Origin of the sequence: Legionella lytica (assembly GCF_023921225.1) — a bacterium.
In the GTDB taxonomy this organism is placed as follows: domain Bacteria; phylum Pseudomonadota; class Gammaproteobacteria; order Legionellales; family Legionellaceae; genus Legionella; species Legionella lytica.
Genome location: NZ_CP071528.1, coordinates 178,552 through 203,662 on the forward strand (window position 1 = coordinate 178,552; position 25,111 = coordinate 203,662).

Genomic DNA, 25,111 nt, shown 5'->3' on the forward strand with positions numbered 1-25,111 from the left:
TTATACAGTTAACTATAAATATATAAAGTGTAATAGAGCAACAAATCTGATGTATAATAACGTCCGTTTTAATGCATACAAAAATAACCCGTGGCGCGACTAAAAATACTTTCCAGTGACGATATTAATAAATTATACAAATTACCCGCCTTGGAGGATAAAGACCGATCGTTTGTATTTGAGCTAGATGAGGAAGATAAGGAGTATCTCAACTCTTTTGATAATATCCCTAAAAAAATCAATTACATTTTGCAAGTTAGTTTCTTTAGGATTTCGCAATATTTTTTTAATTTTACGTTTCAAGGACTCAGGAAAGACACCTGGTATGTTATTAAAACTTATTTTCCTTGCGAGAAATTTCCAAAAAAACAAGTGAATAAACGGCATCATTATGACAACCGTAATGCCATTTTAAAAAAATATGGCATGTCAATTTATTCGAGCAAAAATAAGGCTATAGCTATCGGGTACGCCAAGGAGTTAATAAAGCAACATGCCGTACCCAAATATGTATTTAATTCCCTGATAGAGTACTTCCATCAGCATAAAATAGTCAGGCCATCCTACACCACCTTACAAGAAGTGGTTTCTAAAGCTTTGAACCATGAAAAAAATAGATTAAGCAATAAGATATATACCCTAACTGACAAACCGTTCAGAGAATTATTGGCAAACTTTCTCGAAAAAGATGAGTTATTTTATCAATTGACTGCTGTGAAAAAAGATCAAAAGGATTTTACAACTGGAGAGATTAATACCTCCATAAAAAACCATCAATTTTTGTCCGCTCTTTATCAAAGATCCACCGAAATCATTAAAGAACTGGGTATTTCAGAACAAAACATTCTGCATTATGCTGATTTAGCTGTGTACCATACCTGTTACGGTTTGCGGGCTATGAAACAAAAAAACTTATCTCGACTATATCTCATGTGCTACGCTCACCAACGCTATTTAAAAATCAGCGATCACTTGGTTGCCAGTTTTATTTATAAAATGAATTATTACACAGGTGAAGCGGAGTCTTACCAGGCACAGGCCATTTGTGATGCTAAAAACGAAGACAAAGACCAACGTCATGCAGCCGCTGCAATATTATCACTCGTAAACAATAAAAAGGTGGCGGATTCTGAAATACGGAAAAAAGCATATGAGATTATGCCAGAAGAGAAATTCCAACAGTTCATACAAAAAATTAAAAAACCAAATTTTACTCCCGAGTTTTATCGTTGGGAATACTACAGTGATGCAGCATCGACCATTAAGTTAAATACCCGAGCCGCATTTAAAGCTCTGGATTTTCATAGTAAAAATAAGGCGTTAAATGCTGCTATAGTTTTCTTAAAAAGCCACTATAACTCTAATAAGTCATTCAGCACTTACCAATTTAAAGACATACCCCTTGAATTCATACCCAAAGTGCTTCAGCGCTACGTGATTAAAAAGGTTCGATTGGATAAAAATAATAAAAAGGTAAAAACCATTGACCCTGACAGGTATGAGGTGATGCTTTATCTTCAAATTGAAAAGAGCCTAAAAACAGGTTCAGTTACCATTTATAATAGTTTATCTTACCGCTCATTAAATGATGAGCTACACCCCAAACAGGATTGGGATGAAAATAAACATTCAATCATTAAAAGCCTTGAGAATAAACTGTTGGCAACGGATATAAACGATATCCTTAAACAGCTTACTGATCGATTATTCCTGCGCTATAAAGAAATAAACGATAAAATTGCATCAGGTCAAAACAACAAAATTAAGCTCAAACACAACAAAAATGGAGAGGTTATTCGCTGGCAGTTACCTTATAAAAAATCAGACGATGGTGTTAATAATCCTTTTTATGAGAATTTACCCCTCACAAGTATCGGGAAAATCATACAGTTTGGTAATAACCATACCGGATTTATGAAAAAATTTACTCATATCTTGCCAATAGGCAGTAAAAAACAAGCTGATGAAGCGGCATTATCGGCCTGTCTTGTTGCAAAAGGTACTGGAATTGATATTGATAAAATGAAAGACATTAGCGATGTTAAAGAACATGACCTAAAGTCAACTTATGCTGATTTTATTCGCCATATGACCTTAACACAAGCAAGTGATGTAGTAATGAGTTGTGTAAAGGAATTGCCAATATTTGAAAAATATACCCTGGCTGATTATGGAATCCATGCAAGCATTGATGGACAGAAATTAGAAACCAAATTCAATTCTATTATGGCAAGGTTCTCAACAAAATATTTTGGATTTGGCCAGGGAGTATCTGCTTATACATTGTCCGCAAACTGGCTGCCCCTATGCACAAAAATTATTGGAGCAAATGAGCACGAAAGCCATTATCTGTTTGATATGCTCAATAGCAACACTAGCGATATTGAAGTTGCAGCGGTATCAGGGGACATGCACAGTATAAACCGAGTTAATTTCATCATATTGTTCCTTTTTGGCTACCGTTTTATGCCTCGGTTTACTCAATTAGATAAAAAAGCAAGTTCAAACCTGGTCAGTTTTGATGAGCCTAAGCTTTATGAAGGAATGCTTATAAAACCAAGTAAAAAAGTGAACGTTAAATTAATTATTAAAGAATGGGATAATATTCTAAGAATAATGGCAACACTTGGACTTAAAAAGAGTAGCCAAAGTACTATTGTAAAAAAACTATCATCTTATCAATCTAATGATACTCTGAGAGCGCTGATTGAATTAGATCAAATCATCATGACCTTGTATGTGCTTGATTATATTGACGATGAAGGTATGCGTAAAACGGTTCATCGTTCATTGAACCGAGGAGAGTCTTACCACCAAATAAGATCGGCAATAGCTAAGATAAGTAGCAGAAAATTGGTTGGAAGAACAGAAATTGAACTTACTATTAATAATGAATGCGCTCGTTTACTGGCTAACTGTATTATTTTTTACAATGCTTCGCTTCTTTCTGGACTTTATGAACATTATAAAAAGGACAAAGCGGAGGACAAGTGGTTGAAAATTATTCGATTATCTCCCGTGGCATGGCAACATATCAATTTGATTGGAAAATATGAATTTTATAGTGACAGAGAACTCCCTAATTTACATGAGGTTATACAAAATTTGATATCCAATGAAAAAATCGATTTATTGGCTACAACTTAGGCTGGTAAAGGGCTATAAGGGCATGCTGGGAAATTTCGTACCTTCCTGCAAAGAACCCCAAATAGAAAAAGAGCAACGTACTCTTATAATGAGTACAATACTGAAACATTGTGAAAAAGCACAGCAGCCCAAAAACTTTGAAGAAGATGCACAAAAACACCATAATAAGCGCAAGGCTTCGAATAACATTGCCTTTTTAGCTTGCGAGATGATTCCATCTCTAACTTCCTCCTTAAACTCAAAAGAACGGCTTGCCTTATTTGAGAAGCTTAATACATCTCTCTTTCAAAAGTTTCTTTCATCAATCCTCCTATTTCCTAATTTTCTGAATCTAAGCCATCCGAAAAACGCGGATCTAGAACCATTACAATCCTTGGAAGAAGAACATCAATGCTACATTTACTACCTTATTTCATTTATTAATACCCCCCAACAAACAAGATCCTTTCATGAAATTCTATATTACCGTGCAACACCAACACATGCTTTGACTGCGTTAAATTCCTGGATGCTGCAATGCCTGCAAGAACAACCTGAATCGCTGCTGTTTGTTAATCAAGTCATTCATGAGGCTTCAAAAGAAGAAAACACTAAAGAATTTCACATGTTGCAACAATTAATCAATTTGTATTGCATTAAAGAAAGCCCCTCAAGGGAGGCTCAGCAGGCAAGGAATGTGATTTTAACTTGATTAAATATGTTTAACTGTTTTGATACAATATTTTTGACTGGGGAATAATTTCAGCCCAACCCAATATTGACGAAAAACTTATTTAAATATTTGGTAATGTGCATGAGTTGCATAAGCTAACATTTCTGCATCGCCAGAGCTGTCACCATAGGCATAAATTATGCGGGGCTCATTTCCGATGAGCTCTAAAACACGATTTAATTTCTCTGCACCATTACAACTTTGCCCATGAATTGTACCGCTCGCAACGTTCTGAGTATCAAAGTGGATTTGCGTGGAAACAATCGCATTAAAACCATTAATTTTAGCCCAATAATCAATATAAACGTTAAACGCCGCCGTAGCTAAGATACAATAATGGCCTTGGTCTTGGTGCCATTTTAACCGTTCCAGCGCAGTGTTTTTTACCAAAGAAGGGAGCATTTGATCAGAAAAGTGCTCGCCTGCTTGGTATAAATGTTCACGCTTCAGCCCTTTAAAGAAGGTGTTGGCAATGATGTTATTTAATTGATCCAGTCCACTAAAATGGCAATGATAACTAATCAAAGATGGGAGTCTGAAAAGCAGTTTTGGTAAAAAAAAGTGCCCACTAATGAATTTTAAAAAGGGAGTTGTGGTACTTTTTTTGGTGATTGTACCGTCAAAGTCAAACAATGCAATTGTTTGATTATCATTGATTTTTTCTGACATCTTAAGTCCAAAATAAATCTTGTTGGCTCATATCAAGTATAGCGTGAATAAGAACATTTTTAATGTGATCTATAATTAATCATATTGAGCATTGAATGCCCTTTTCATCTTTAATCATGTGAGTTTTAATATGTCTGAAAATAATTTATTAAACATTGTTTTTCATTATGCGCAAACCCAACCTCAAAAAATAGCCTTAAAGTTTTTGGAGTCTGATTATCAAACCAGTCAGGAGTTATCATACGAACAACTAGGTGAGCGAGTTCAATCTTTAGCAAAAAAATTAGTGGTATTACAAGCGAAGAGCAATCAAACTATGCAAAAACCAATATTGCTGTTGTTTGATTCCAGTATTAATTATATTGTATCTTTCCTCTCCGTATTGCATTCAGGCAATATTGCGGTTACCGCTTATCCTCCACGTCAAGTGCGACATTTACAACGTTTATTCAAAATTATTACTGATTCGTCTGCACAATTGATTCTTACTACCAGTGCGGTAAAAGACTATTGTGACGAAAATAAATTTGAATTTCCCGAAGGGACTACATTAATTTGCGTGGATAGCTTAGAGCAAAAACCGGCTGACTTAAATATCGTTTTACCCAAAGTTGATTCAGAGCACATTGCCTTTTTACAATATACCTCAGGCTCTACAGGTTCACCGAAAGGGGTGGTAGTAACTCATAAAAATATTTGTGCCAATCTTGAGCTTTTAGAAAAATATTTAGGGCATGAATCGGTAAGTATATGCGTTTCATGGCTTCCTATATTTCACGATATGGGATTAATTGGCAATACTTTATTACCTTTATACACTGGTGGAACCTGTGTATTTATGGCACCGTTTACCTTCTTAAAGCGTCCATTTTTTTGGCTGGATACCATGAGTAAGGAGCGGGGAACTTATTCAATGGCCCCCAATTTTTCTTATGACTTGGCGCTTAAAGCATTAACCTCCAAAAAATCTGCCGTAGAACTTGATTTTTCACACCTGCGTTGTGCGGTTAATGGTGCTGAACCAATTAAACCGGAGACTATACGACACTTTGAGCAGACACTTGCGCCTTATAACCTTCAAAAAGGCACAATGAAACCTGGTTATGGTATGGCAGAAACCACTCTTTGTATTTCTGTTGGGATGTCCAAAGAGCGCATGTCGCGGATTGACAAAACCGATTTGGAAAAAGGGATTGTAACACCGACACCGACTAATAATAAGCCAGGCACCTTTGTCGAGTTAGTCAGTTGCGGGCCTGTGCCAGAAGAGTATTTGGCCCGAATTGTCGATCCGAATAGCTTACAGGTGCTTCCTGTGAATACCGTTGGTGAATTGTGGGTTCAGGGTGATTCAGTTGCTTCTGGTTATTATAAAAATCCGGAAAAGACTAACGAAATATTTGGGGCATTTACTGCGGATACTCACGAAGGCCCATTTTTAAGAACAGGGGATTTGGCTTTTCTGGATGATAAGGGGCATTTAACGATTTGTGGACGAGTAAAAGATTTAATTATTATTAATGGACGCAACATTTATCCTCAGGATATAGAAGCTATTTGCTATCAAACTGACCGTGCTCTCATGCCTCATTGCGCTGCAGCCTTTTCCATAACTCAAGATTCAGGAGAGGCTTGCGTGCTGGTTGCTGAAGCTAAAGCTGGACTTGGCGATGCTAAATATCGAGAGGTTATTGCAAAAATCAAGAAAGCCGTTCTTGAGACAACCGATGTTGGTTTATTCGATATTGTATTGATATATCCACAAAAAATATTAAAAACCAGTAGTGGGAAAATTCAACGTAATGCATGTAAACAAGCCTATCTAAACGATGAGTTTCCGCGGCTGGCATGGATGGGACAGCATACAGAACAAGTTGAAAATACCTCAACAATACATATAGATGAAATAGAGAATAAGCTGGTTCTCTGGCTGAAGGAATGGATTGCGATGCAGACGGATACTCCTATTGATGCAATTGAAGTGAATGGAGCTTTTTCTGAATACGGACTTACGTCAATTCAATTAGTAACGATGATGAGTGAATTGGAAAAAGTCGTTGAGCGGCCTCTTGATCCATGGTTGGCTTGGGAATGTCCCAATATTCATAGTTTATGCGCGCATTTAACCCATCAAGCGTCTAATACACACCATATCGAATCCAAAGACTACGAAGCCATTGCCATTATTGGGATGGATTGTCGCCTTCCTGGTAAAAATTATCAGGATATTAATGGCCATGATGAGTTTTGGCAGAGTTTGTTAAAAGAAGAGGACAGCATTGAACCCATTCCTACATCGCATTGGGATAATCGATTGTATTTTGATGTCAAACCTGATGCTAAGGGAAAAATGTATTCTGGCAAAGGAGGATTTTTAAATGATGTAAAATGCTTTGACGCAAAATTTTTCAATATTTCTCCTCGTGAGGCAGAATACCTTGATCCGCAACAGCGTTTGGCATTAACTACCACCTGGCATGCCTTGGAAGATGCAGGTTTAGTTGAAAGCGATTTGAAAGGTACGCACACCGGTGTTTATCTCGGTATTAGTACCCATGATTACGACCAATTAATTCAAAAACAAGTCCCCCTCACCGAATTAGGAACTTATCAGGCGACAGGTACCAGTTTTGCTACCTCTGCTGGTCGCATTGCTTATTTCTTAGGAACAAATGGCCCGTGTATGGCCATTGATACAGCGTGCTCTTCTTCTTTAGTCTGTATCCATCAGGCAAGTCGCGCATTACAAGCAGGGGATTGTGAATTAGCGATTGCTGGCGGTGTAAATTTAATTCTATCACCTGAAAGCAGCATTATTTTTTGTAAAAGCGGCATGCTGTCACCTCATAATCTTTGCAGTACTTTTGATATCAGTGCGGATGGTTATGTACGGGGAGAGGGATGCGGTATTGTAGTACTAAAAAAACTAAGTGATGCATTACGTGATGGGGACCGCATTCATGCAGTGATTTACGGTAGTGCCGTGAATCAGGATGGAGCCAGTAACGGTTTGACTGCCCCTAATTTGGCTGCTCAAGTGGATGTAATAACTACCGCATTAAATTTAGCTCATTTAAAACCAGAGCAAATCACTCATATTGAAGCCCATGGTACTGGTACTGAATTAGGCGATCCAATTGAATGGGAGGGAATTCGTCGCAGTTACGCTCAAGAGCGTACTAATCCATTGTACGTTAGCTCAGTAAAAACACGTCTTGGTCATCTTGAAGCTGCTGCAGGTGTTGCAGGCTTCATTAAAACCGTATTGGCAATTAAATACGGGCAAATTCCTGCGCATTTAAATCTGCATCAGTTGAATCCTAAATTGCATCTACATGATGCCATGTCTATTCCACTGCATTGCACACCCTGGAAGGAGGAGGAGCGTTATGCGGGGATTAGTGCCTTTGGTTTTAGCGGTACTAATGCGCATATCATTTTAGGCAATACCCCAACGGCGGAGCCTAAAAAAGAACAGATTAATCATCCCGAACATTTATGGGTTGTTAGCGCCAAAGAACCAAAAATTTTGCAGCAATATCTACAAAATTACCGTACTTATGGTGAACAGAATTCTGCAATTCATTTTCCTTCGTTCTGTCATCAATCGCTGACTCAAAGAACACATTTTCCTTATCGGGCTTTTATTAGTGCAAAAGATCAATCAAGTTGGCTGTCAGCTTTACAGCAGGAGCAGTGGCATGAAGGGAGCATTGCAAAAAGCAACCAGTTAGCCTGGTTATTTACGGGGCAGGGCTGTCTGCTGCCCAATGTAGCGACGTCTTTATATCAGACGATTCCTGAGTTTGCTGCGGTCTTGGAGCAATGTTGTGTTATTGCGCAAAAGTGGCTTCCTTATGATTTACGCGCCATGTTATTAAATACCCCAGAGGACGTGGATATTAATAATACTTTATATGCTCAACCGACTTTATTTGTTTATGAATATAGCTTGGCACAATGGTACCTACATTTAGGGTTAAAACCCAACGTGTTGCTGGGGCATAGCCTGGGAGAATATGTTGCTGCCTGCATTGCGGGGATATTAACTCTTCATGACGCCCTATATTTAGTGTGTAAACGTGCCGTGCTAATTTCTTCCTTACCTATTTCTGGAGGAATGTTAGCGATTAATGCTTCAGCATCTGAAGTAGAGCAGTTTATTTCTCGTTTTGACGATTTGGTGATTTCTTTAAAAAATGGCCCAGCACAAACGGTAGTTTCAGGAACAGATGCTGCAATTTTAGCCTGTGAAAATTATTGTGAGGGGCATGGAATTCGATGTAAAAAAGTGGCAACCTCTCATGCGTTCCACTCTCCGCTCATGAAACCAATTGTTGATGAATTCGCCAAAATTGCTGCTGAAGTTAGTTATCACCCAGCCAAAATGGCCGTTGTTTCTAATGTGACTGGCGAATTAATGTACGATGGACAAATTACTGCGGAATATTGGTGTGCACACATGCTACAAACCGTGGAGTTCTTGCAAGGAATTCATACTTTGGTGGCCCATGAAGTGGAGTTATGTCAAGAAATAGGGCCCAAACCTATTTTAGTAGCTCAAGCACAAATGGTGCATGATTTTGTCATTGTACCGTCAGTGAGTGAACCAGAAAATCCCTGGCCTGGAATTATGGAAACATTAGGAACCTTCTATTTAAGAGGGGTTGATATCAAATGGCAACAACTGAATAAGCATGCATCTTTTGTCCATGAAGAATTACTTAAATACCCCTTTGGTGGTAAAGAATATTGGCTTCCAAAAAATGGAGCGTTTAGTTCCCCCAATAATGAGATGTGGAAGACGTATTTATATCGTGAACAATGGTTAAAAGTAGATCCTCATTTGCCTTTGATTAGCCTAAAAGATGAGCATGTACTTTTGAGTGGTACTACATTAGTCGAGCCTAACTCCCTATTTTTGTGTAAGACGATGAGTTTCCTTCCTGCGAAAAAGGTAGTGGATCGTTCTCATGAGAATATCTTACAGCAAGCAAACTGGATTGTTTATTTTTGCCAGTCTGAGCCTGAACAGCTGATCTCTGAGACAACTTCGTTTACCCATTTTGTCCAATACCTAGTGCAGCACTACCCGGATAAGCCAGTTCTATTGCTCGCAGAGAATGATTCTTTGGTTGCTCCTTCTCTATTGGCGTTACTGAAATCAGTAAAACAAGAATACCCACTATGGCCTGTGCATTATTTAGAATTTAATTTAAATGATACAGATAATAATCCAATGCAATTTATTGGCAGTAAGGACGCAAATTATTGGGCTTTACGCAAGGAGCAAGAACTATTTTATCGTCAGGATATTAGTCCTGTTGAAGCAGAACATATTGACGGTGAACGAATGATTAGCGCCGACTATTCATATCTTGTTACCGGGGCAGGTGGTGATGTGGGCCAAGCACTCATTGAATCATTATCTGCGTTAGGAGCTCGGCATATTATTGCAATTGGACGCAAAGAGCAGGACCCAACCTGGAGTGAAAAACTAGTACAGCAACAAATTAAAGGCGTTAAAATTAAATATTACTCATGTAATATCGCAGATTACGAAGAGCTGTTGCAATTGCTAGAGAAAATTCCTGATGATTTTCCACCTTTAGGCATGATTGTTCATGCGGCGGGAGTTGCACATGACAAACCGTGGCAGGAAACTACAAAAGAGGATATTCAAGAGATACTAGGTGCCAAAGCGATTGGAGCCTGGAATTTGCATCAAGTATCCCTGAGCCATCCACTAAAAGCTTTTATTACCATTTCTTCGCTTAGTGCGGTATTAGGCAATCAAGGACAGGCAGCATATGCTACAGCCAATGCATTTTTGCACGCATTAAGTACGTATCGCCACCAAAAAAATCTACCCGCACAATCATTAATTTTAGGGCCAGTTAAAAACACCGGCTTATTTAAACGTAATGAGTTGCAATTAACTTCTTATTTAGCTGAAAAGGGGATTACTCCATTGCTAAGATCAGAATTACAACTGATTTTTCAACAGCAGATTAATGAGCCTAATTTAATCGTGAATCATTTCTCAAGGGAGCCATCACTGATTGTTGCTCCCCTAACCGCATTAACTGATGAGACATCAGATGATTCTGTGAATGCTCGGGATCATAAATTGTGTACGGCAGAAAAAATCCTACAGATAGTGGAAGAAGTTCTAAAACTGTCTTCAGGAGAACTTTCAGTTACCGATAATTGGTTTGAGTTTGGCATGGACTCCATTATGGCAACTCAACTTATCTATAAAATTAATCATCGCTATCCTAATACTCGCATTTCAGCACCGGATGTGTTTAACCATGCTTCTGCACAAGAGTTGGCGCTAAAACTAAACGAGCAATCTAAAGATAGCGAGCAAGATAAAAGCGTAGTTCATACTGCTGTTTATAAAAGTAGAAGTACGTTTCCTTTGTCCTTACAACAGCAGGAAATTTGGAATTTCATCCAAAATTCCCCTCAAAGTTTGGCCTATCAGGTACCAATGGAACTTGCAATTACGGGTAAATTATCAGTAGAAAAATTGCAGCAAGCTGTGACCTTTGTGTTGAAGCGTCATGATATTTTACGTTGCAGTTTTCATGAAATTGTACACCAGGTCAATCAGCATGTGCATGATGATTGTGCGCTTACTCTAGAGTTATTTGATAATTATGACGAACAACAGGTTACTGACTTTTTTAATATGCCTTTTAATCTGAGTAAAGCCCCCTTACTCAGAACCTGTCTAATCCGAGATGGAAATGATCATTATCGCTGGCTGCTTGTTTTCCACCATTTAATTTGTGATGGGAATACGGCGACATCCTTTATAAAAGAAGTAATTGCTCATTATGAAAATGAGCAATTTGAGGATGAAGTAGTCAACTACAGCGATTATGTTAGTTGGCAATGGGATCAGGTTTTAAATCGTTTTGATGAAGAAATTGAAACTTTTTGGTCACAGCAATTACAAGGGGTTTCGATAGACGTTCCTTTAGCGACTGAGACAAAGCTTCCCCAAGAAGCTGGAGTGATTCGTGCAAATATACCCCTTACCGACATGAATTCATCTTTAGCACTAATTGAACAGAATAAACTTTCATTGAGTAACTACATTTTAGCAAATCTGTTTACTATGTTGTTCGATAAGTTTAAACAGGATAAGCAGGGTATCATCGTATTTTTCTCGGGTAGAGAAAATGGCGATTTTGCTACAGTTTTTGGCGATACGTCGAATGATGTTCTGCTAGTTGGTGCTCGTGATACCAATATCTTTAGTTTCGCGGAGCGATTACAACAACAAATATTTTCCTTACATGAAAAACAATATTTTCATATCCCTGTATTCAAGGAACTAGGCCTGGCTACACCTATGATTTCATTTGACTTCCAAAGGAGTAGTGACTTAAACATTAATACACACTTACAAATCAAAGCACTAAAAAGTGGCAATATACAAAATCATTTATGGGGCGATGAGCCACGTTTATTGTCGTTTAAAGTTTTATTAAAAGCACAAAGCCTAGAGCTAAGCTTGAAATATCGACGTGATAGGATAGATGAATCATTAGCTAATACTTTATTAGATGACTGGGTGAATACCTTAAAAACTCAGGAGCAAAATAATACTCATTTTGTTAAGGAGAAACCCTTGGCGTTGTATGATGCTTCAGTAATGCAAAGCAATTTATGGCCTTTATTTAAAGGACATCCTGATAGAACTCCATATTATGTTCCGGTATTCAAAGAGGTCGATGGCGTTTTGGAAATTGATCGCCTTAATCAAGCAATCAATAAGGTGGTTAGTGATACACCCGCACTACAAGTGTTTTTTATTGAGGAGAACGGGACGCTTAAATGGAACTTTAATCCTAAAGCAAATACAGAAGTGTGCGTGATCAACGAGAAAAATCTTTGTCAAACCATAGGCGGCCTGCTTGTTGACCCAATTGATATAACACAAGCACCTTTATTTAGGTGTTATTTAGTTCATTGTGAGGACCATGAGAAATCAATTTTATTAATTCGTTTTCATCATATAATTGCGGATGGTGTAGGTGCAGAATTATTTTTTAAGAAGCTGGAAGATGTATATCTTGCGAAAAACCATACCTCAGAGATCCATCTGCAGAAAAATAATTATCTGCATGATCATCATCAAGAAGCGATGCTGTATGAGAGTAATAAGGCAGAATATAATCGCTACTATAGTGAAATGAATCAGCAGTTGGAATCACTGCATTTCAATAAGTCACCCCAAACAGTAAATTATGTTGGCGGGGTAGTTTATAAACTATTACCTCAAGAAGATTCAGAAAGGGTACATGGGTTTTGCCGACGACATAATATTTCCCTGTATGCGTTTTATTTCCATGTCTTTTGTCTTGCTTTAGCTGAGATAAATAAGCACAATAAAATTTATATTAGCATGGTGAAATCTAATCGAGGTCGATTAAATGATCCAGAAATGATTGGATATTATGCGGATAGTATTCCTTTTCTTTTTGAAGTCAAAACAGACAGCGGAACAACCCAAGCGCTGAAAAATACCCAGATGCAGGTACTCCAGTTGATTGAGCGTTTTCAATATCCTTTACGTGGAGAAGATGCTGAACATTCTAAATACCTGCAACCGCAATTTATTTTTAATCAATACAATCTGGAGCCCTCACGCGGTTTACTTTCTTGCGCCGATTATTTGATTGAGAATTTAATTAATCTCAGCGGAAATAAGGTAGGACTATGGAATTATAATCGTCCTGAACAGTTTAATTTATTGATTCGCAGTAGTCATGTAAATCACATGATGGGGTTGGTTTATGACCAGACTTTATCAACTGAAGCCGAGGCTGAATTAGTACTAAAATATTTTAAAGAAAAGATCTTAAGTTTTCTTTAAGTGATGTTGTCAAATAAAAGATGGGCTCTTCTGGCATCGTCAAGTTATGATGCCAGAAAAGTCCAAAAGATTTCAGCACCCAGACTGGTCAATAGCTATTCGTTCATATAAAAAATAAATGTTTTCTTTCAATCAGTTACGTAGTTCTGTTAAATTACTATTTAGAGCTCATTTAATCGTAAAGACTGTTTAATTTGCCAATATTCCTTCCACGGATCTTCTTTTAATTGTTCAAGCCGTTTGGGCAACGTTTTAATAGTATAGCTATTTTCTTCAATGCGATTGCTTAACTCATCCCAGGCAAGAGGTGTTGAAACAGGGGCATGCGGCCTGGCCCGTGTTGAATAAGCTCCAATCGCGGTAGCTGTTCTTTGATTTCTTAAATAGTCTACAAATATTTTCCCAGTTCGTTTGGACTTAGTCATAGTGCTGATGTATTCACTAGGTTTAAGCTTTTCTAAAAATTTAACAAACGTATGAGTAAACTCTTTTATTATCTCCCAATCATATTCTGGAATAATGGGGATAACGACATGAAGCCCTTTACCGCCCGTGCTTTTAACAAACGATTTTAACTGATATTGGGCTAGATGCTCCCTTACTTCAAGGGCAGCGCTGACCACTTGTTTCCAAGGAATCCCAGCTGCGGGATCTAAATCAATCACCAGAGTGTCGGGTTGTTCAATATGATCGATGCGACTACCCCAAGGGTGGATTTCTAAAACGCCCATTTGTACCAGACTCAATAGTCCTTCCCGATTATTAAGATAAATATAACGTTCATGTTCTTTATCATTGGGATCTTCAAATGGGAGTAATGTTTCTGGAGTAGACTCATTAAAATGGCGTTGATAAAAACATTTAGCGTAACTGGATGGGCATCGCACTAAAGTTAGAGGCCTATACGAAATGTAAGGTAAAATATACTCACTGATTGTTTCGTAATAGTTAAGTAAATCTTTTTTAGTGATTTCATCCTCTGGATAAAGAATCTTATCGGGATGTGTAATCACAAAAGGTGCTTCTGAGTGTTTTGAGTCCGCTTTCTGTTTTTTTATCTTTTCTATGGGCATTTCTAACTCACGTACCACCTCAGAAGCTTTTTTATCTAAACGTATCCCTTTAAAACTTGGGTGACGAATGTGACCGTCTTTAGTCCATTCAGTAAATTCAACGTCACATACCAAATTAGGTTCAAGCCAATGAGCCGTCGTATAGCCTGGAGGATTGTTATTAAACGGGTTTTTGGGGGATTTGTTTTTTTGTAAGAGTTTATTGATCTCATTTAGGGATTTTTCAGTAAAGCCCGTACCGACATTGCCTGTAAAATCTAAGGTTCCGTGCTTATTGTAAGCACCTAAAAAAAGTGACCCAAAATGTGAGCGTTCTCCTTTGGGTAAAGTGTACCCTCCAATAACAAATTCTTGTCGTTTTAAGCATTTAATTTTTAACCAGTTTTTGCTGCGTTTAGAGAGATAGGGTGCTGTACTGAGTTTAGAAATTATTCCTTCCAAATTTTGAGCACAAGAATACTGATAAAGATCGTTACCTTTTTTTATAATGTGGTCACTGTAATGTAATCCGGGGATAGTAAACGATAAAATATTTTTTAGAATTGCTTTACGCTCTAATAAAGGCAGTGCTCTTAAGTCATACCCTTCAAAATAAAGAAGATCAAACACAAAATAGACAAATGATGCCCCATTATTACTTTTTAAAGAGTTTTGTAGTAGTTGAAAATCGGAACGACCGTCCTTATCTAGAACAACCACCTCCCCATCCAAAATGAGTTGTTTAAAGGGTAGACGACTGACAGCCTCCACAATGGAGGGAAAATCATTAGTCCAGGCATTATTATTTCTGGAGGTAAGATTGACCTCTGAACCATTTTTATAAGCAAGAATGCGATAACCATCAAATTTGATTTCATGAATCCACTGTGCTCCAAGAGGGGGTTTATCAACTAATGTGGCGAGTTGAGGAGAAATAAATCCTGGATATTCACTGGGTACTAAACCCTTAGGTAAGGTCACAGGTGGTTTTGCCTGTTTCATGTTTTTCGGTTTTTGTGGGGATTTTACTTTTTGTTCTCCCGCACTATTCCAAATACGCTCATAATTGGCAGTAATTTCATCCATGGTGTAATTGGAAACTACACTTCTATAAAGTGCTTTAGTAATGTCGTATTTTTCTTGGCTTTGTGCGAATTCGTCTTCGTGCTTTATTAAGAACCAATGTTTTTCATCTTTAAAACGAATTAAATCCCATCTTCCTTGAAGCTTTTCTGCATGAAGCAGAAATCGTAAATGACCTTTTTCATAAGCTTCATAGGGTTTTTCATCTAATGGTTCCCATGTCCCTTTATCCCATAGCATGACGGTCCCACCTCCATACTGACCTTTGGGTATAATTCCTTCAAAGCTGCCATATTGAATGGGATGATCTTCAACGTGCATGGCTAGGCGTTTTACTTTGGGATCTAAAGAGGGACCTTTAGGAACGGCCCAACTTTTTAATACCCCATGCAGCTCTAGGCGAAAATCATAATGAAGATGACTGGCTGCATGTTTTTGAATAATAAAAAGGCGTGAAGGTTCTTTGCCTACGTTTCCTTTAGGCTCCGGTGTTTTTGAGAAATCTCTCTTTTTTTTATATTGACTAAGACCCATAATCATTCCCTAGAGTAGTCCTTGATCGATAATCTCTTGTAAGTGAATAATGTAGAGATTGGTCATGAATAAAGCGATGTCAGTTTACCTAGCCGTGATATATTTTATGTATTTACAATAAAACGTCAGCGCTTGGGTTGATTCAAACGTAGTAATTTTCGATATTGGCAATCACTTTAATTCTAGAAGCTTGTTTATTGAATGTCTAACTAAGTAGCATGTTAATTAGACTAATCTTCAATTTTTGTTAGTGATACAAGGTACTGGAGCCACAATAACTAATTAAAAAATAATCTTTTAGTGTGAAGAGTTACTGAAATGAAAGTAAATTAGGGTATTTTTAGTATTATCCTCAATTAGATTCTTGGTATAACGTGTTTAAAGTACGCATGACTTTGTCTTTGTGAAAGCTTTTAGCCTTAAAAATGTTGAGTAAAAGAAAGGTGGGCTGAACTTATCATTCATAATAAAGATGGAAATTGCATCTAAAGATACCCACGGCCACTCTCACAGAACTGTTAATAGCTAAGGATAAATGTACTGAGGAACACTGGTAATAACTTTACCAGAAGAGTGAGCGCTTATTTACAGAGACGGAGATTAATTCGTGTTCCGAGGAGACAAACCACATCCTTGTGGTATGCATCATCCTTGATGCGCTCGAATCATCCTTAAAGACATCCGCTGTCGTTCCTCGTACTGAACTAATCATAGCGAACAATTAGAGTAAATTACAGTCAAAACCGCTGCTTATCATGTAAGAAATTTCTTATTTTGATTTCCCTGGGCCAAATGAAACTTAATGAACATCATTTGAGGTGAAGCAAGAGCCATTAATTCTGGTCAAATTTGACACAATTAGATTGCTCTCCTATAATTAGAATGTAACCATGTTCTTTTTTATAAAAGATATTGGTTGCTGGAAGGCCACTTAGGTGGCCTTCGTCATTTTAGGATATCTTGGAACGCTTTCTTTTTACTTTATCCATTTGGCCTAAAAGAAATGCACTTCATTGAGGCTTTTCCTAAATAACAAGAACGGTCATTGATCTTCACCTTCATGTCGTTAGAATTAAAATTAGTAAAAGTGAAATTTCATACTATAGTTTGTACAGTTGACCGAGTAGTTTAAATGGATTTTATATTACAAGGGAGATTTTAATGAAAAAAATTATTTTAAGTGTCCTCTTCATCTCATCTATTTCCTCTGTTTGTGCCGAAAATATTATTAATACTCAAACTAATACATGGAAAAGTGTCCCAATAACTGTTGATGAAGATAATAAAACATATACGACCCAAAAAGGGTATTTAATGCCTGAGGGCAATTATTACTATACGTTCTCTGGCTATCGTTGCCTTATGAATAAAACAGAAGGTGGTGGTGAAGAACCTTTAGTATTAAAGCCAGTAAATACCGGTGATAAAGAAATTTATTGCTATAAAGCGGATTAGTTCGTTCTGAATGACTGGTCTATGGGCCAGTCATTTCTTGAGCATCTATGTCAAAGAGAAAACCTGATTGCAAATTTGAATGATTAAACAACTATTTTTATTATTGCTCTTACAGGCAGAGAGTCGGTTTTGGTAAGCCGACATGTAAACAGAAGCGTTGAGCTGATAAAAAGGAGCAAATGGAAATCCAATCAAGGAGAGAATTATGAGGCAACATAATGACACGCATAGTACCACAGTCGAGCGCGCTCTTTTCCATGATAAAAGAGTATTAAAGTGGGAATGCTTTGGATTTGGTAGCGAGCAGCTAACGTTTGTTGTGATTCCGTATTGATTTTAGCAAACCTAACTTAGGGCTCCAGAAGTGTTGCAGCCTTTTCAAAATAAGGTGCCATAATTTTACATGGGCCACACCATTCGGCCCAAAAATCAACAAACACTGGAATATCATTCTTTTGGAAATGAAGATCGAACTGTGCTGCGTCTAAAGAAACAGGTTTTCCTTCGAAGAGTGCTTTTTGACATTTCCCATATTTTGGGTTCTCGACCAATCGCGTAGAGAGCAAGCGATTTGTTGTTTAACAGTGTGGGCAAACAAGATGGATTGAATCCTTCATAATACGAGCGCCCATCAATTTAACCGTTTAATTTTTTATACCCAATATGAACTTTTGCTCAATAAACCTCTTTAAAACCAAAAATGATACACACACATCTAAGTTATGGAAAGTACTTATCTCTTAAATCTTATATTACTTAAGTTATCTTCCATGATAAAATTAGAAGCAATTTTTTAATAGTGATAAATTAGGATTGAGTATGTTTAATTCGTTCCATGCAGATGGAGTAAAAGCACTTGATGAACATAATTATGGAATAGCTAAAGATTTTTTCCTTCAAGCAATTGAAAAAAATCCAGAAGTAGCAGAAAGCTATTTTTATTTAGGAAAATGTTGCTTTTTTTGTGATGAAAAACAACAAGCTCTATCCCCCTTAAAAAAGTTCATTGAATTAAGGCAAAATAATTCAGATGAAGTAGCCAATGTTTCTTATGCATTCGATTTACTAGGTCAATGTTATGAAGCGGAAAACAAGAACACTGCAGCACTAAGATGTTACGAAACGGCAACTAAGATTTATCCATCCGCAGCTTCAGCCTGGAACAACATGGGTTTGTTTTATATAAAATCTGCTCTGCATTATCTTGAAACAGATCTGGCAAGCAGCGCGAAAGTTTTTAAAGGAGCACTGTTTTTTATCAAAAAAGCCTTGGAGCTATGTAGTGACAATCCTGTATTTCTACAAACTGCAGCCAGTTGGTATGAACAATACATCGAAGTTCTTGAAAGAGCGGTTGAAAATGTGGAGGCTATACAGAAAAATATCACTAGCAATTTTAGTTATGCAATACAATATTACCGAAAAGCATTATCCTTATGTCACGAGCAAGACCTAGCCTTAAAAAATATTATTTCATCTAACCTTACAGAATGTTTAGCGCAATATGGCCATCACTTGTATAAAAATAAAGATTATAAAAATGCACAAGTAATTTATTTAGAAGCAATGTATCTTGATCCAGAACACCTTATTGTCATTAATCAAATTGGAATGTCTCTTTTTAAACAGAATTGCTTCTCTGAGGCCAGAAATTATTTTTCGTCCATCTTGGAAAAAACAGACGATAAACAAGAAGTTGCGGATGCATGGTTAAATATTGCTTGTACTTACAGATTAGAGAAAAAATGGAGGAAGGCTGAAGAGGCTCTTAGCCACGCTCAGAAATTTGCACCAGAGGACTCTTCTATTACCGAGGAAGAAATAAAACTGAATGAAGCAAAATTGGCCGAACTACTTATATCTACACCTCAAACATTATTTGGCAGCTCAAATCTTGATTCTTTAGATACTGGAAGTAAAACAGTTCAAGAGTCAAGTTTCCAATTTAAGGTAGACTAAAATTTTCTAAAGCATATTTAGTTCATTTCCACTCTGGGCTAGATATGCTGTCAAACCTGGCTTAAAACTACGCTTCGTCATCATTTCCGGTTTCTTCGCTGACTCGTTGATAGCGCACGCGAGATTTTGTTTTCGAGTCTAAAAGATGGAATTTGAGCTCATTGTTTTCTTCTATAGACACTAATGATACTGGGATGCAAACAAGACCGAAGGAGATTTCACCTTTCCAAATGGATGGTTAGATAATTTTAGACTATTAAAAACAATAAGAAGAATTGCCATAGGGTTATACTTTGAGAAAATGGGACGATGGGTTGTGTTCGTATACCATCCCTTTGGATATGAGTAAGGGGATGTTCGCGCAAAAGTACTTTCTCGACTTAGTCCTTTTCAAACGGATCGGGATGAGCGTAAAAGCGAACTTTTTTGAAGAAACTATTATAACTATATTTCCGGCCCCCACATCGGTAGGAGGATTTATTTGCTTTTTATGAGATTGGATATCATATTTACTCCTATTGAGATAGATTAGGCCTCATTCAATTGCACATTGTTCACCTTGACCTCCGACCGAGATCTTTGTAAAAAAGGGTCATGTCCATACTTAGACTCTATGATTAACTAAATCAAAGAGGTTCTTTGCCTATAATAGGCGAGCCTTGACGATATTAACCCAATATGGAAATGGTTGGGCTTTGAGATAAAATAAAAAAACATAGTATACCTACGGTGTAAAGTGCATAATTTGAGTGAGATTTGATCATGACCCTTTTTTACAAAGATCTCGGTCGGAGGTCAATTTGAACGGAAAATTTTAAGGGAACGTGTTAAATCCGGTATCGCTCATGCCAGACAAAAAGGAAAAAATCACGGTCGACCTGCAACAACAAAAAAATACGAAAGTGAAATAGATACATTATTTAAATCAGGATTTAGTAAATCTGAAATTGCTAAAAGACTTGGCATTGGCCGAACATCGGTAAGACGAGTTTTATCCGCACAATTACAGGAATTAGAATGCTAATTATTTTTGGTGGACTGCCAGGAACTGGTAAAACAACAATTTCAAAGGAAGTAGCCAGCCGCTTGAAGGCTGTTTACCTGAGAGTGGATACTGTTGAGCAAACATTAAAAAATTTAGAGGGCTACCCTGATTCATTGATAATAGGCTCTGAAGGTTATGTAATAAGTTATGCTATCGCGAAAGAAAATTTGGCGTTGGGCCTGGATGTTATTGCTGATTCAGTTAATCCAATTGCCATTACTCGCCACGACTGGCGCCAGGTTGCTAAAGAAGCGGATACTGATTATGTAGAAATTGAATTAATTTGTTCAGATAAAATACAACATCAAGGCAGGATAGAAAAGAGAGTGGCAGATATAAACGGTCATAAACTACCTACATGGAAAGATGTTTTAAATAGAGATTATGAACCATGGGAATCAATATCTATGATTATTGACACCTCCAAACATACTGTAAATGAGTCTGTTCAAAAAATTATTGAGCTATTAGCCTCATTACAGAACAAGGGAAGTTAACTCATAACAACTTAATCGTGGTCAACGAGACAAGTACAAATTTAGCAGGGGTATAATGAAAAAAGTGAACCTGGCCGAAAAATTTAACCTTTTTAATGAGCACTGGTCTCCTTATATTGTTGGAGAACTCAATGGGCAATATGTCAAGCTGGCAAAGTTCAAGGGAGAATTCATGTGGCATAGCCACGCCAAAGAAGATGAGTTATTTTTAGTAGTAAAAGGCACGCTCAGAATTGAATTTCGAGATGGAATAGTTACCTTAAATGAAGGTGAATTTTATATTGTCCCAAAAGGAGTTGAACATAAACCTGTTGCAGATGAGGAAGCGCATGTAATGCTGTTAGAACCCAAATCTACGGAGCAAACTGGCGGAATTGAAAGTAACTTGCTCGTTGATAAGCAACCAAGGATTTGAGGAAAAAGCATGATTGACCATGTGACAATTTATGTAACTGATCTCTTGAAAAGCAAACGCTTTTACGAAAAGGTTTTCCTACCTTTGATTATAAGGTATCCTTTGGAGATGAGGGAAAATTTTGGGCATTCCACATAGGGAACGGAGCTCTGTTCGAAATCGCTCAATATAAAGACGGTGAGAGGGGAACGCCATGTCATATCGCTTTTCGAGCCAATTGCTAAAAACAGGTCGAAAAATTTTATGAATCAGCGTTAGCTGCCGATGGCCAATGTAATGGCGCTCCAGGATTAAGGCCACAATATACAAAAATATATTATGCTGCCTTTATAATCGACCCGAATGGACATAATATTGAAGCTGTATTTGACTCCAGGATACATAACTGTCATCAACCGAGATAAATAGACTCCTTAGATGCTGATTATAATCAAGAAAATTACAGATGTTTAAATTATGTACAAAAGTGGGCCTTTTCGTTAGAATTCCGGCCGACCCTCAATCTGGCTGAAATAGACCGCTTCATATATATTTTAAAGTCGAGGATAGTGAATATTGTGCCTATAAAATTAGTAAGAAACAAACTTGGGTATGGTCAAAAAAAGATCTACGTTCCCAGCCTGGCTCCAATTATGGAAGAGCGAAGTAATGCGGCAGATGAATCTGAGCCTGAATCCATATCGGCCTCAGTGAGCTACTCAAGCGAAGCTCATTCAGAAGACTGGTGGTCCGCGTACAGTTCGAATGAGACAGATGAAATAACGCATACTGATTTAAAAATCGAAGAAAATTATAAGATTTATTCTTTATTATACAATACAGTTCCCATTTTGCAACGCACTGAGTCAGAAGAATTTAAACACTATCAAGCTGTGTTTGATAAGTTTTTAAAAGATTATTCAAGCTACCTCAATAATACCACTTCATTTCTTAATGAAATTAAAATAATTCATTCTACGCAGAACCATGAACCTGTTAACTGCTGCTCTATTTTCAAAAAGAAGGCGCCTGCCAATACAGTAACGAATAAACTCATTATGCTTATGATTCATTCGTCTATGCAACTAGACCTAGCAAGTATCCAACGAATTCAAGAACTAGTGGGCGATCCCTCGTATCCGGCGCAGAGCCTTGAGTTTTGAATACAGTAGTTTTTTATTGAGCAGATGAGATGGGTTGCTCTCATAAAAGGGGTTTTATCCAGATAGCACTGGTTTGTCCTGATCTACCTTTGCATTCCTTATAGAATAAGGGTTTTGGGTATTGTAACCATCTTTAAAGCCCATTAGTAAATTCTTAATAATTCCTTTTATATTAAAAAGTTCATCGCTTGTGGAAAAAATAAAATTTCCATGCAAGCTAATATGCTGCCAAGCAACGGGTGACCATCTTTAATTTGACGGACTAACTCGGCATTACCAGCCATTTCAGATTGTACTAATAGCTCTGATAACAAAGAAGCATTATAGTAAATAATGCAACAAGCTAATATCCTGTTACATTGGTTACTGATTTCCAAGGCATTCTCTGATTTTCCTAATATTTTTTTACCACTAACTTGCAACAACGCCTTACGCAGCTGATGAAAAGCTTCTCCGCGATTTAATGCCCGATGTACTTGTTGGCCTTACGCTCCGGAACTTGCGCTGTGATGCAAAATTAACAAGCAATAGTCGCCCATATTGAACTATTATTTAACTGAAATATTGATGCTAGTTCCTAGAACGGTGAGAGTAGGAACTCAATTAGTTATTTTGGCGTACATACGCTCGAAGAAATGACAAAATCCAATAAAAATATCAACCACAAAAGTTAAATAGGAATCAATAGCGTTAGATTTCTAGCCTTTCTTAGTCAGAACTTTGCGTCACAGCGCAAGTTCCGGAACGCGGCTGAGAGCAGGTTTATCGTGTTCGTATCCAGTTTTTGTTTCACCATTTGAATAATCACTGAAAAATTCTGCGTTAGCATAAGCTTCATCCACTGAAATTTTATAAGTTAATTATAGACTGATAATTGAGCATAAAGGGTGAAAAATGGGTTAATTTGAATTTTAATAAGTTCATTAATGTCATTGGCTTAGATAGAAAAGTCCTCCCAGAACTCATGCTTAATGCAAAAGTCCAGGAGAAAAACGGCTCCAATTTAATGAACGTTTTTTGCTGGTGTTTTCGTAATCCAACTCCGGTGTTTGCGGGGCTTAATCGATTAATGAGAATGCAACCAACGTTTAATGTCGAGAAGGCTTTCATCAATCACCCGAAGGGTTTGTTGATAGAGTGCTTCCAGCAACTCACGTTGCCCTGACTTCCAATATCTTTCTAAGTATTGGCAGGCCATTTTAATTTTTACCGTACCCACATAGACTGCGCCACCCTTGATTTTATGAGCTATTTGTTGGACTTTATCCCAATCTAATGCGTCATGCGCCTGTTTCATTAGCTGGACATCGGGAATCAGCGAGTCATTCACCATAAAATGCAGCATTTGAACGAGAACCTCAACGGTACCGGTTGCTTTAATGCCCGCGTCAATATCCAAAGCAGGGTAGGGTACTAAATCAAATAAGGAGTCATTGTGTTGGGGTAGTTCAGAACGATAGGCGACTTCTTGGGGCGTCGCATTCGGTTGATGATACCCTGGAATAAATGCATCGAGTATGTCGATGCAATTTTGTGCGGTCAGCGGCTTGGTTAAAACAGCATTCATGCCTGCCTCGATACAGCGTTGTTTATTTTCGTCACCGGCATGAGCTGTAAGGGCAATAATAGGGCTGTATGTTTTTTGCGTGATTTCGTACAGTCTAATTTGATGGGTGACTTCATAACCATCCATATCGGGTAATCCAATATCCATGAAAATGAGATTATAGTGTCCCTTTTTCCAGAGTTCGACTGCTTTTTCCCCCGTGTCTGCTAGATCCGTATCACAGTGAAGTTGGTGGAGAATAGCTTTTGCGACCGTTTGGGCAATAGGATTATCTTCAACGACCAGCACACGAAATTTATGGCTATGTTGAGGGGAAACGGTTGGCTTAATTTCTTGGGCGTAGGGTGTTTCCAGAGGTTTATCAATAAGATCTTCCATCTGCGAATCAATGCCTGTGGCATCGTCAAGCAGCGGTTCTTGTAAAGGAATAAGGCAGGTAAATGTCGTGCCGCATCGTGCTTCACTGTGCACATAAATCTCCCCATCTAATTCATCGATAAATTGTTTGACCACCGAAAGACCAAGTCCTGCCCCTTTATAAATTCCCTGATAGGAGGGAGTAAGGCGCTTGAACTGCACATAAATTTCTTGTTGTTTGTCTTTGGGAATCCCAATCCCTGAGTCTTCCACCATCAGTTTTAATATTAATTTTCCATCGTCTTTTTTGGCGATTAGGGCGCTTAGTGTAACAAATCCGCTGTCGGTGAAATTCAACGCATTGGCCACTAGTTCCAAGGCTACACGGTGCAGACGCACCTTATCGCCAATAACATACTTTGGGAGGTCGCGGTCCATGTTCAGGGTTAAGGAAAGCCCCTTTTCTAAAGAGCGGGCGAGATTGAGTGCAATCACTTGGTTTAATGTGTTTTCGAGGCTGAATTTTTTCTTTAATTTGGGGATTGCACCCGAGCTCACTCGAATTGCTTCTAGTACCTCATCTA

The 25,111-nt window shown here is 37.8% G+C and carries 14 protein-coding genes and 2 pseudogenes; 10 read left to right on the plus strand and 6 right to left on the minus strand.

Annotated features, from left to right (window positions below; translation table 11 throughout):
- Window positions 1-90: 90 nt before the first annotated feature.
- The gene (locus J2N86_RS14690) at window positions 91-3,147 is read left to right on the plus strand and encodes a Tn3 family transposase (RefSeq protein ID WP_252582741.1); all 3,057 of its coding nucleotides are present in this window, start codon (window positions 91-93) and stop codon (window positions 3,145-3,147) included.
- A complete protein-coding gene (locus tag J2N86_RS14695; protein ID WP_252582742.1) occupies window positions 3,116-3,838 on the plus strand; it encodes a hypothetical protein in 723 nt (240 codons plus the stop codon). Before J2N86_RS14690 ends, J2N86_RS14695 begins: the two co-directional genes overlap by 32 nt.
- Window positions 3,839-3,916: 78 nt before the next feature.
- Here J2N86_RS14695 and J2N86_RS14700 read toward each other — a convergent pair whose 3' ends face one another.
- Window positions 3,917-4,528 (minus strand): HAD-IB family hydrolase, encoded by a 612-nt coding sequence (locus J2N86_RS14700; RefSeq protein WP_252582743.1) that lies wholly within the window; start codon window positions 4,526-4,528, stop codon window positions 3,917-3,919.
- A gap of 130 nt (window positions 4,529-4,658) precedes the next feature.
- On the opposite strand from J2N86_RS14700, the gene J2N86_RS14705 reads away from it, so the two are divergent.
- On the plus strand, window positions 4,659-13,421 hold the full coding sequence (locus J2N86_RS14705) for a type I polyketide synthase (protein WP_252582744.1): 8,763 nt from the start codon (window positions 4,659-4,661) through the stop codon (window positions 13,419-13,421).
- 161 nt (window positions 13,422-13,582) lie between these two features.
- On the opposite strand, the gene ligD is transcribed toward J2N86_RS14705, so the two are convergent.
- Window positions 13,583-16,090, minus strand: a complete 2,508-nt coding sequence (gene ligD / locus J2N86_RS14710; RefSeq protein WP_252582466.1) for a DNA ligase D — start codon at window positions 16,088-16,090, stop codon at window positions 13,583-13,585.
- A gap of 1,161 nt (window positions 16,091-17,251) precedes the next feature.
- Here ligD and J2N86_RS14715 point away from each other — a divergent pair.
- Window positions 17,252-17,545: a hypothetical protein gene (locus J2N86_RS14715; RefSeq protein ID WP_252582467.1), complete on the plus strand. Its 294-nt coding sequence runs from the start codon at window positions 17,252-17,254 to the stop codon at window positions 17,543-17,545.
- A gap of 203 nt (window positions 17,546-17,748) precedes the next feature.
- On the opposite strand, the pseudogene trxA reads toward J2N86_RS14715, so the two are convergent.
- Window positions 17,749-18,111, minus strand: a pseudogene (trxA, locus tag J2N86_RS14720) (thioredoxin).
- Between the two features lie 253 nt (window positions 18,112-18,364).
- Here trxA and J2N86_RS14725 point away from each other — a divergent pair.
- A complete protein-coding gene (locus J2N86_RS14725; protein WP_252582468.1) occupies window positions 18,365-19,504 on the plus strand; it encodes a tetratricopeptide repeat protein in 1,140 nt (379 codons plus the stop codon).
- A 67-nt stretch (window positions 19,505-19,571) separates the two neighbouring features.
- Here the strand turns inward: J2N86_RS14725 and J2N86_RS16285 are convergent, their stop codons facing one another.
- Window positions 19,572-19,736: a Ku protein gene (locus tag J2N86_RS16285; protein WP_407659008.1), complete on the minus strand. Its 165-nt coding sequence runs from the start codon at window positions 19,734-19,736 to the stop codon at window positions 19,572-19,574.
- A 606-nt stretch (window positions 19,737-20,342) separates the two neighbouring features.
- On the opposite strand from J2N86_RS16285, the gene J2N86_RS16140 reads away from it, so the two are divergent.
- From J2N86_RS16140 to J2N86_RS14750, 5 genes are all read left to right on the plus strand, one after another.
- Window positions 20,343-20,528: a helix-turn-helix domain-containing protein gene (locus J2N86_RS16140; protein WP_289781860.1), complete on the plus strand. Its 186-nt coding sequence runs from the start codon at window positions 20,343-20,345 to the stop codon at window positions 20,526-20,528.
- Window positions 20,522-21,046 (plus strand): AAA family ATPase, encoded by a 525-nt coding sequence (locus J2N86_RS14735; RefSeq protein ID WP_252582469.1) that lies wholly within the window; start codon window positions 20,522-20,524, stop codon window positions 21,044-21,046. The genes J2N86_RS16140 and J2N86_RS14735 overlap by 7 nt, the downstream gene beginning before the upstream one ends.
- 55 nt (window positions 21,047-21,101) lie before the next feature.
- A complete protein-coding gene (locus J2N86_RS14740) occupies window positions 21,102-21,461 on the plus strand; it encodes a cupin domain-containing protein (RefSeq protein WP_252582470.1) in 360 nt (119 codons plus the stop codon).
- A gap of 9 nt (window positions 21,462-21,470) precedes the next feature.
- Entirely contained in the window at window positions 21,471-21,599 is a 129-nt protein-coding gene (locus tag J2N86_RS16290; protein WP_407659000.1) for a VOC family protein, read from the plus strand.
- Between the two features lie 419 nt (window positions 21,600-22,018).
- A complete protein-coding gene (locus J2N86_RS14750; protein WP_252582471.1) occupies window positions 22,019-22,603 on the plus strand; it encodes a hypothetical protein in 585 nt (194 codons plus the stop codon).
- Window positions 22,604-22,770: 167 nt separating this feature from the next.
- Here J2N86_RS14750 and J2N86_RS14755 read toward each other — a convergent pair.
- Window positions 22,771-23,073 (minus strand): annotated as a pseudogene (locus J2N86_RS14755) (Tn3 family transposase); the annotation flags it as partial.
- 596 nt (window positions 23,074-23,669) lie between these two features.
- A complete protein-coding gene (locus J2N86_RS14760) occupies window positions 23,670-25,085 on the minus strand; it encodes a response regulator (RefSeq protein WP_252582473.1) in 1,416 nt (471 codons plus the stop codon).
- Between the last annotated feature and the right edge of the window lie 26 nt (window positions 25,086-25,111).

Coding starts and splice junctions, on each gene's coding strand:
- J2N86_RS14700 (WP_252582743.1), bottom strand. CDS start 4,528: ATGTCAGAAAAAATCAATGATAATCAAACAATTGCATTGTTTGACTTT.
- J2N86_RS14725 (WP_252582468.1), top strand. CDS start 18,365: ATGTTTAATTCGTTCCATGCAGATGGAGTAAAAGCACTTGATGAACAT.
- J2N86_RS14705 (WP_252582744.1), top strand. CDS start 4,659: ATGTCTGAAAATAATTTATTAAACATTGTTTTTCATTATGCGCAAACC.
- J2N86_RS14740 (WP_252582470.1), top strand. CDS start 21,102: ATGAAAAAAGTGAACCTGGCCGAAAAATTTAACCTTTTTAATGAGCAC.
- J2N86_RS14735 (WP_252582469.1), top strand. CDS start 20,522: ATGCTAATTATTTTTGGTGGACTGCCAGGAACTGGTAAAACAACAATT.
- ligD (WP_252582466.1), bottom strand. CDS start 16,090: ATGGGTCTTAGTCAATATAAAAAAAAGAGAGATTTCTCAAAAACACCG.
- J2N86_RS14715 (WP_252582467.1), top strand. CDS start 17,252: ATGAAAAAAATTATTTTAAGTGTCCTCTTCATCTCATCTATTTCCTCT.
- J2N86_RS16290 (WP_407659000.1), top strand. CDS start 21,471: ATGATTGACCATGTGACAATTTATGTAACTGATCTCTTGAAAAGCAAA.
- J2N86_RS14695 (WP_252582742.1), top strand. CDS start 3,116: ATGAAAAAATCGATTTATTGGCTACAACTTAGGCTGGTAAAGGGCTAT.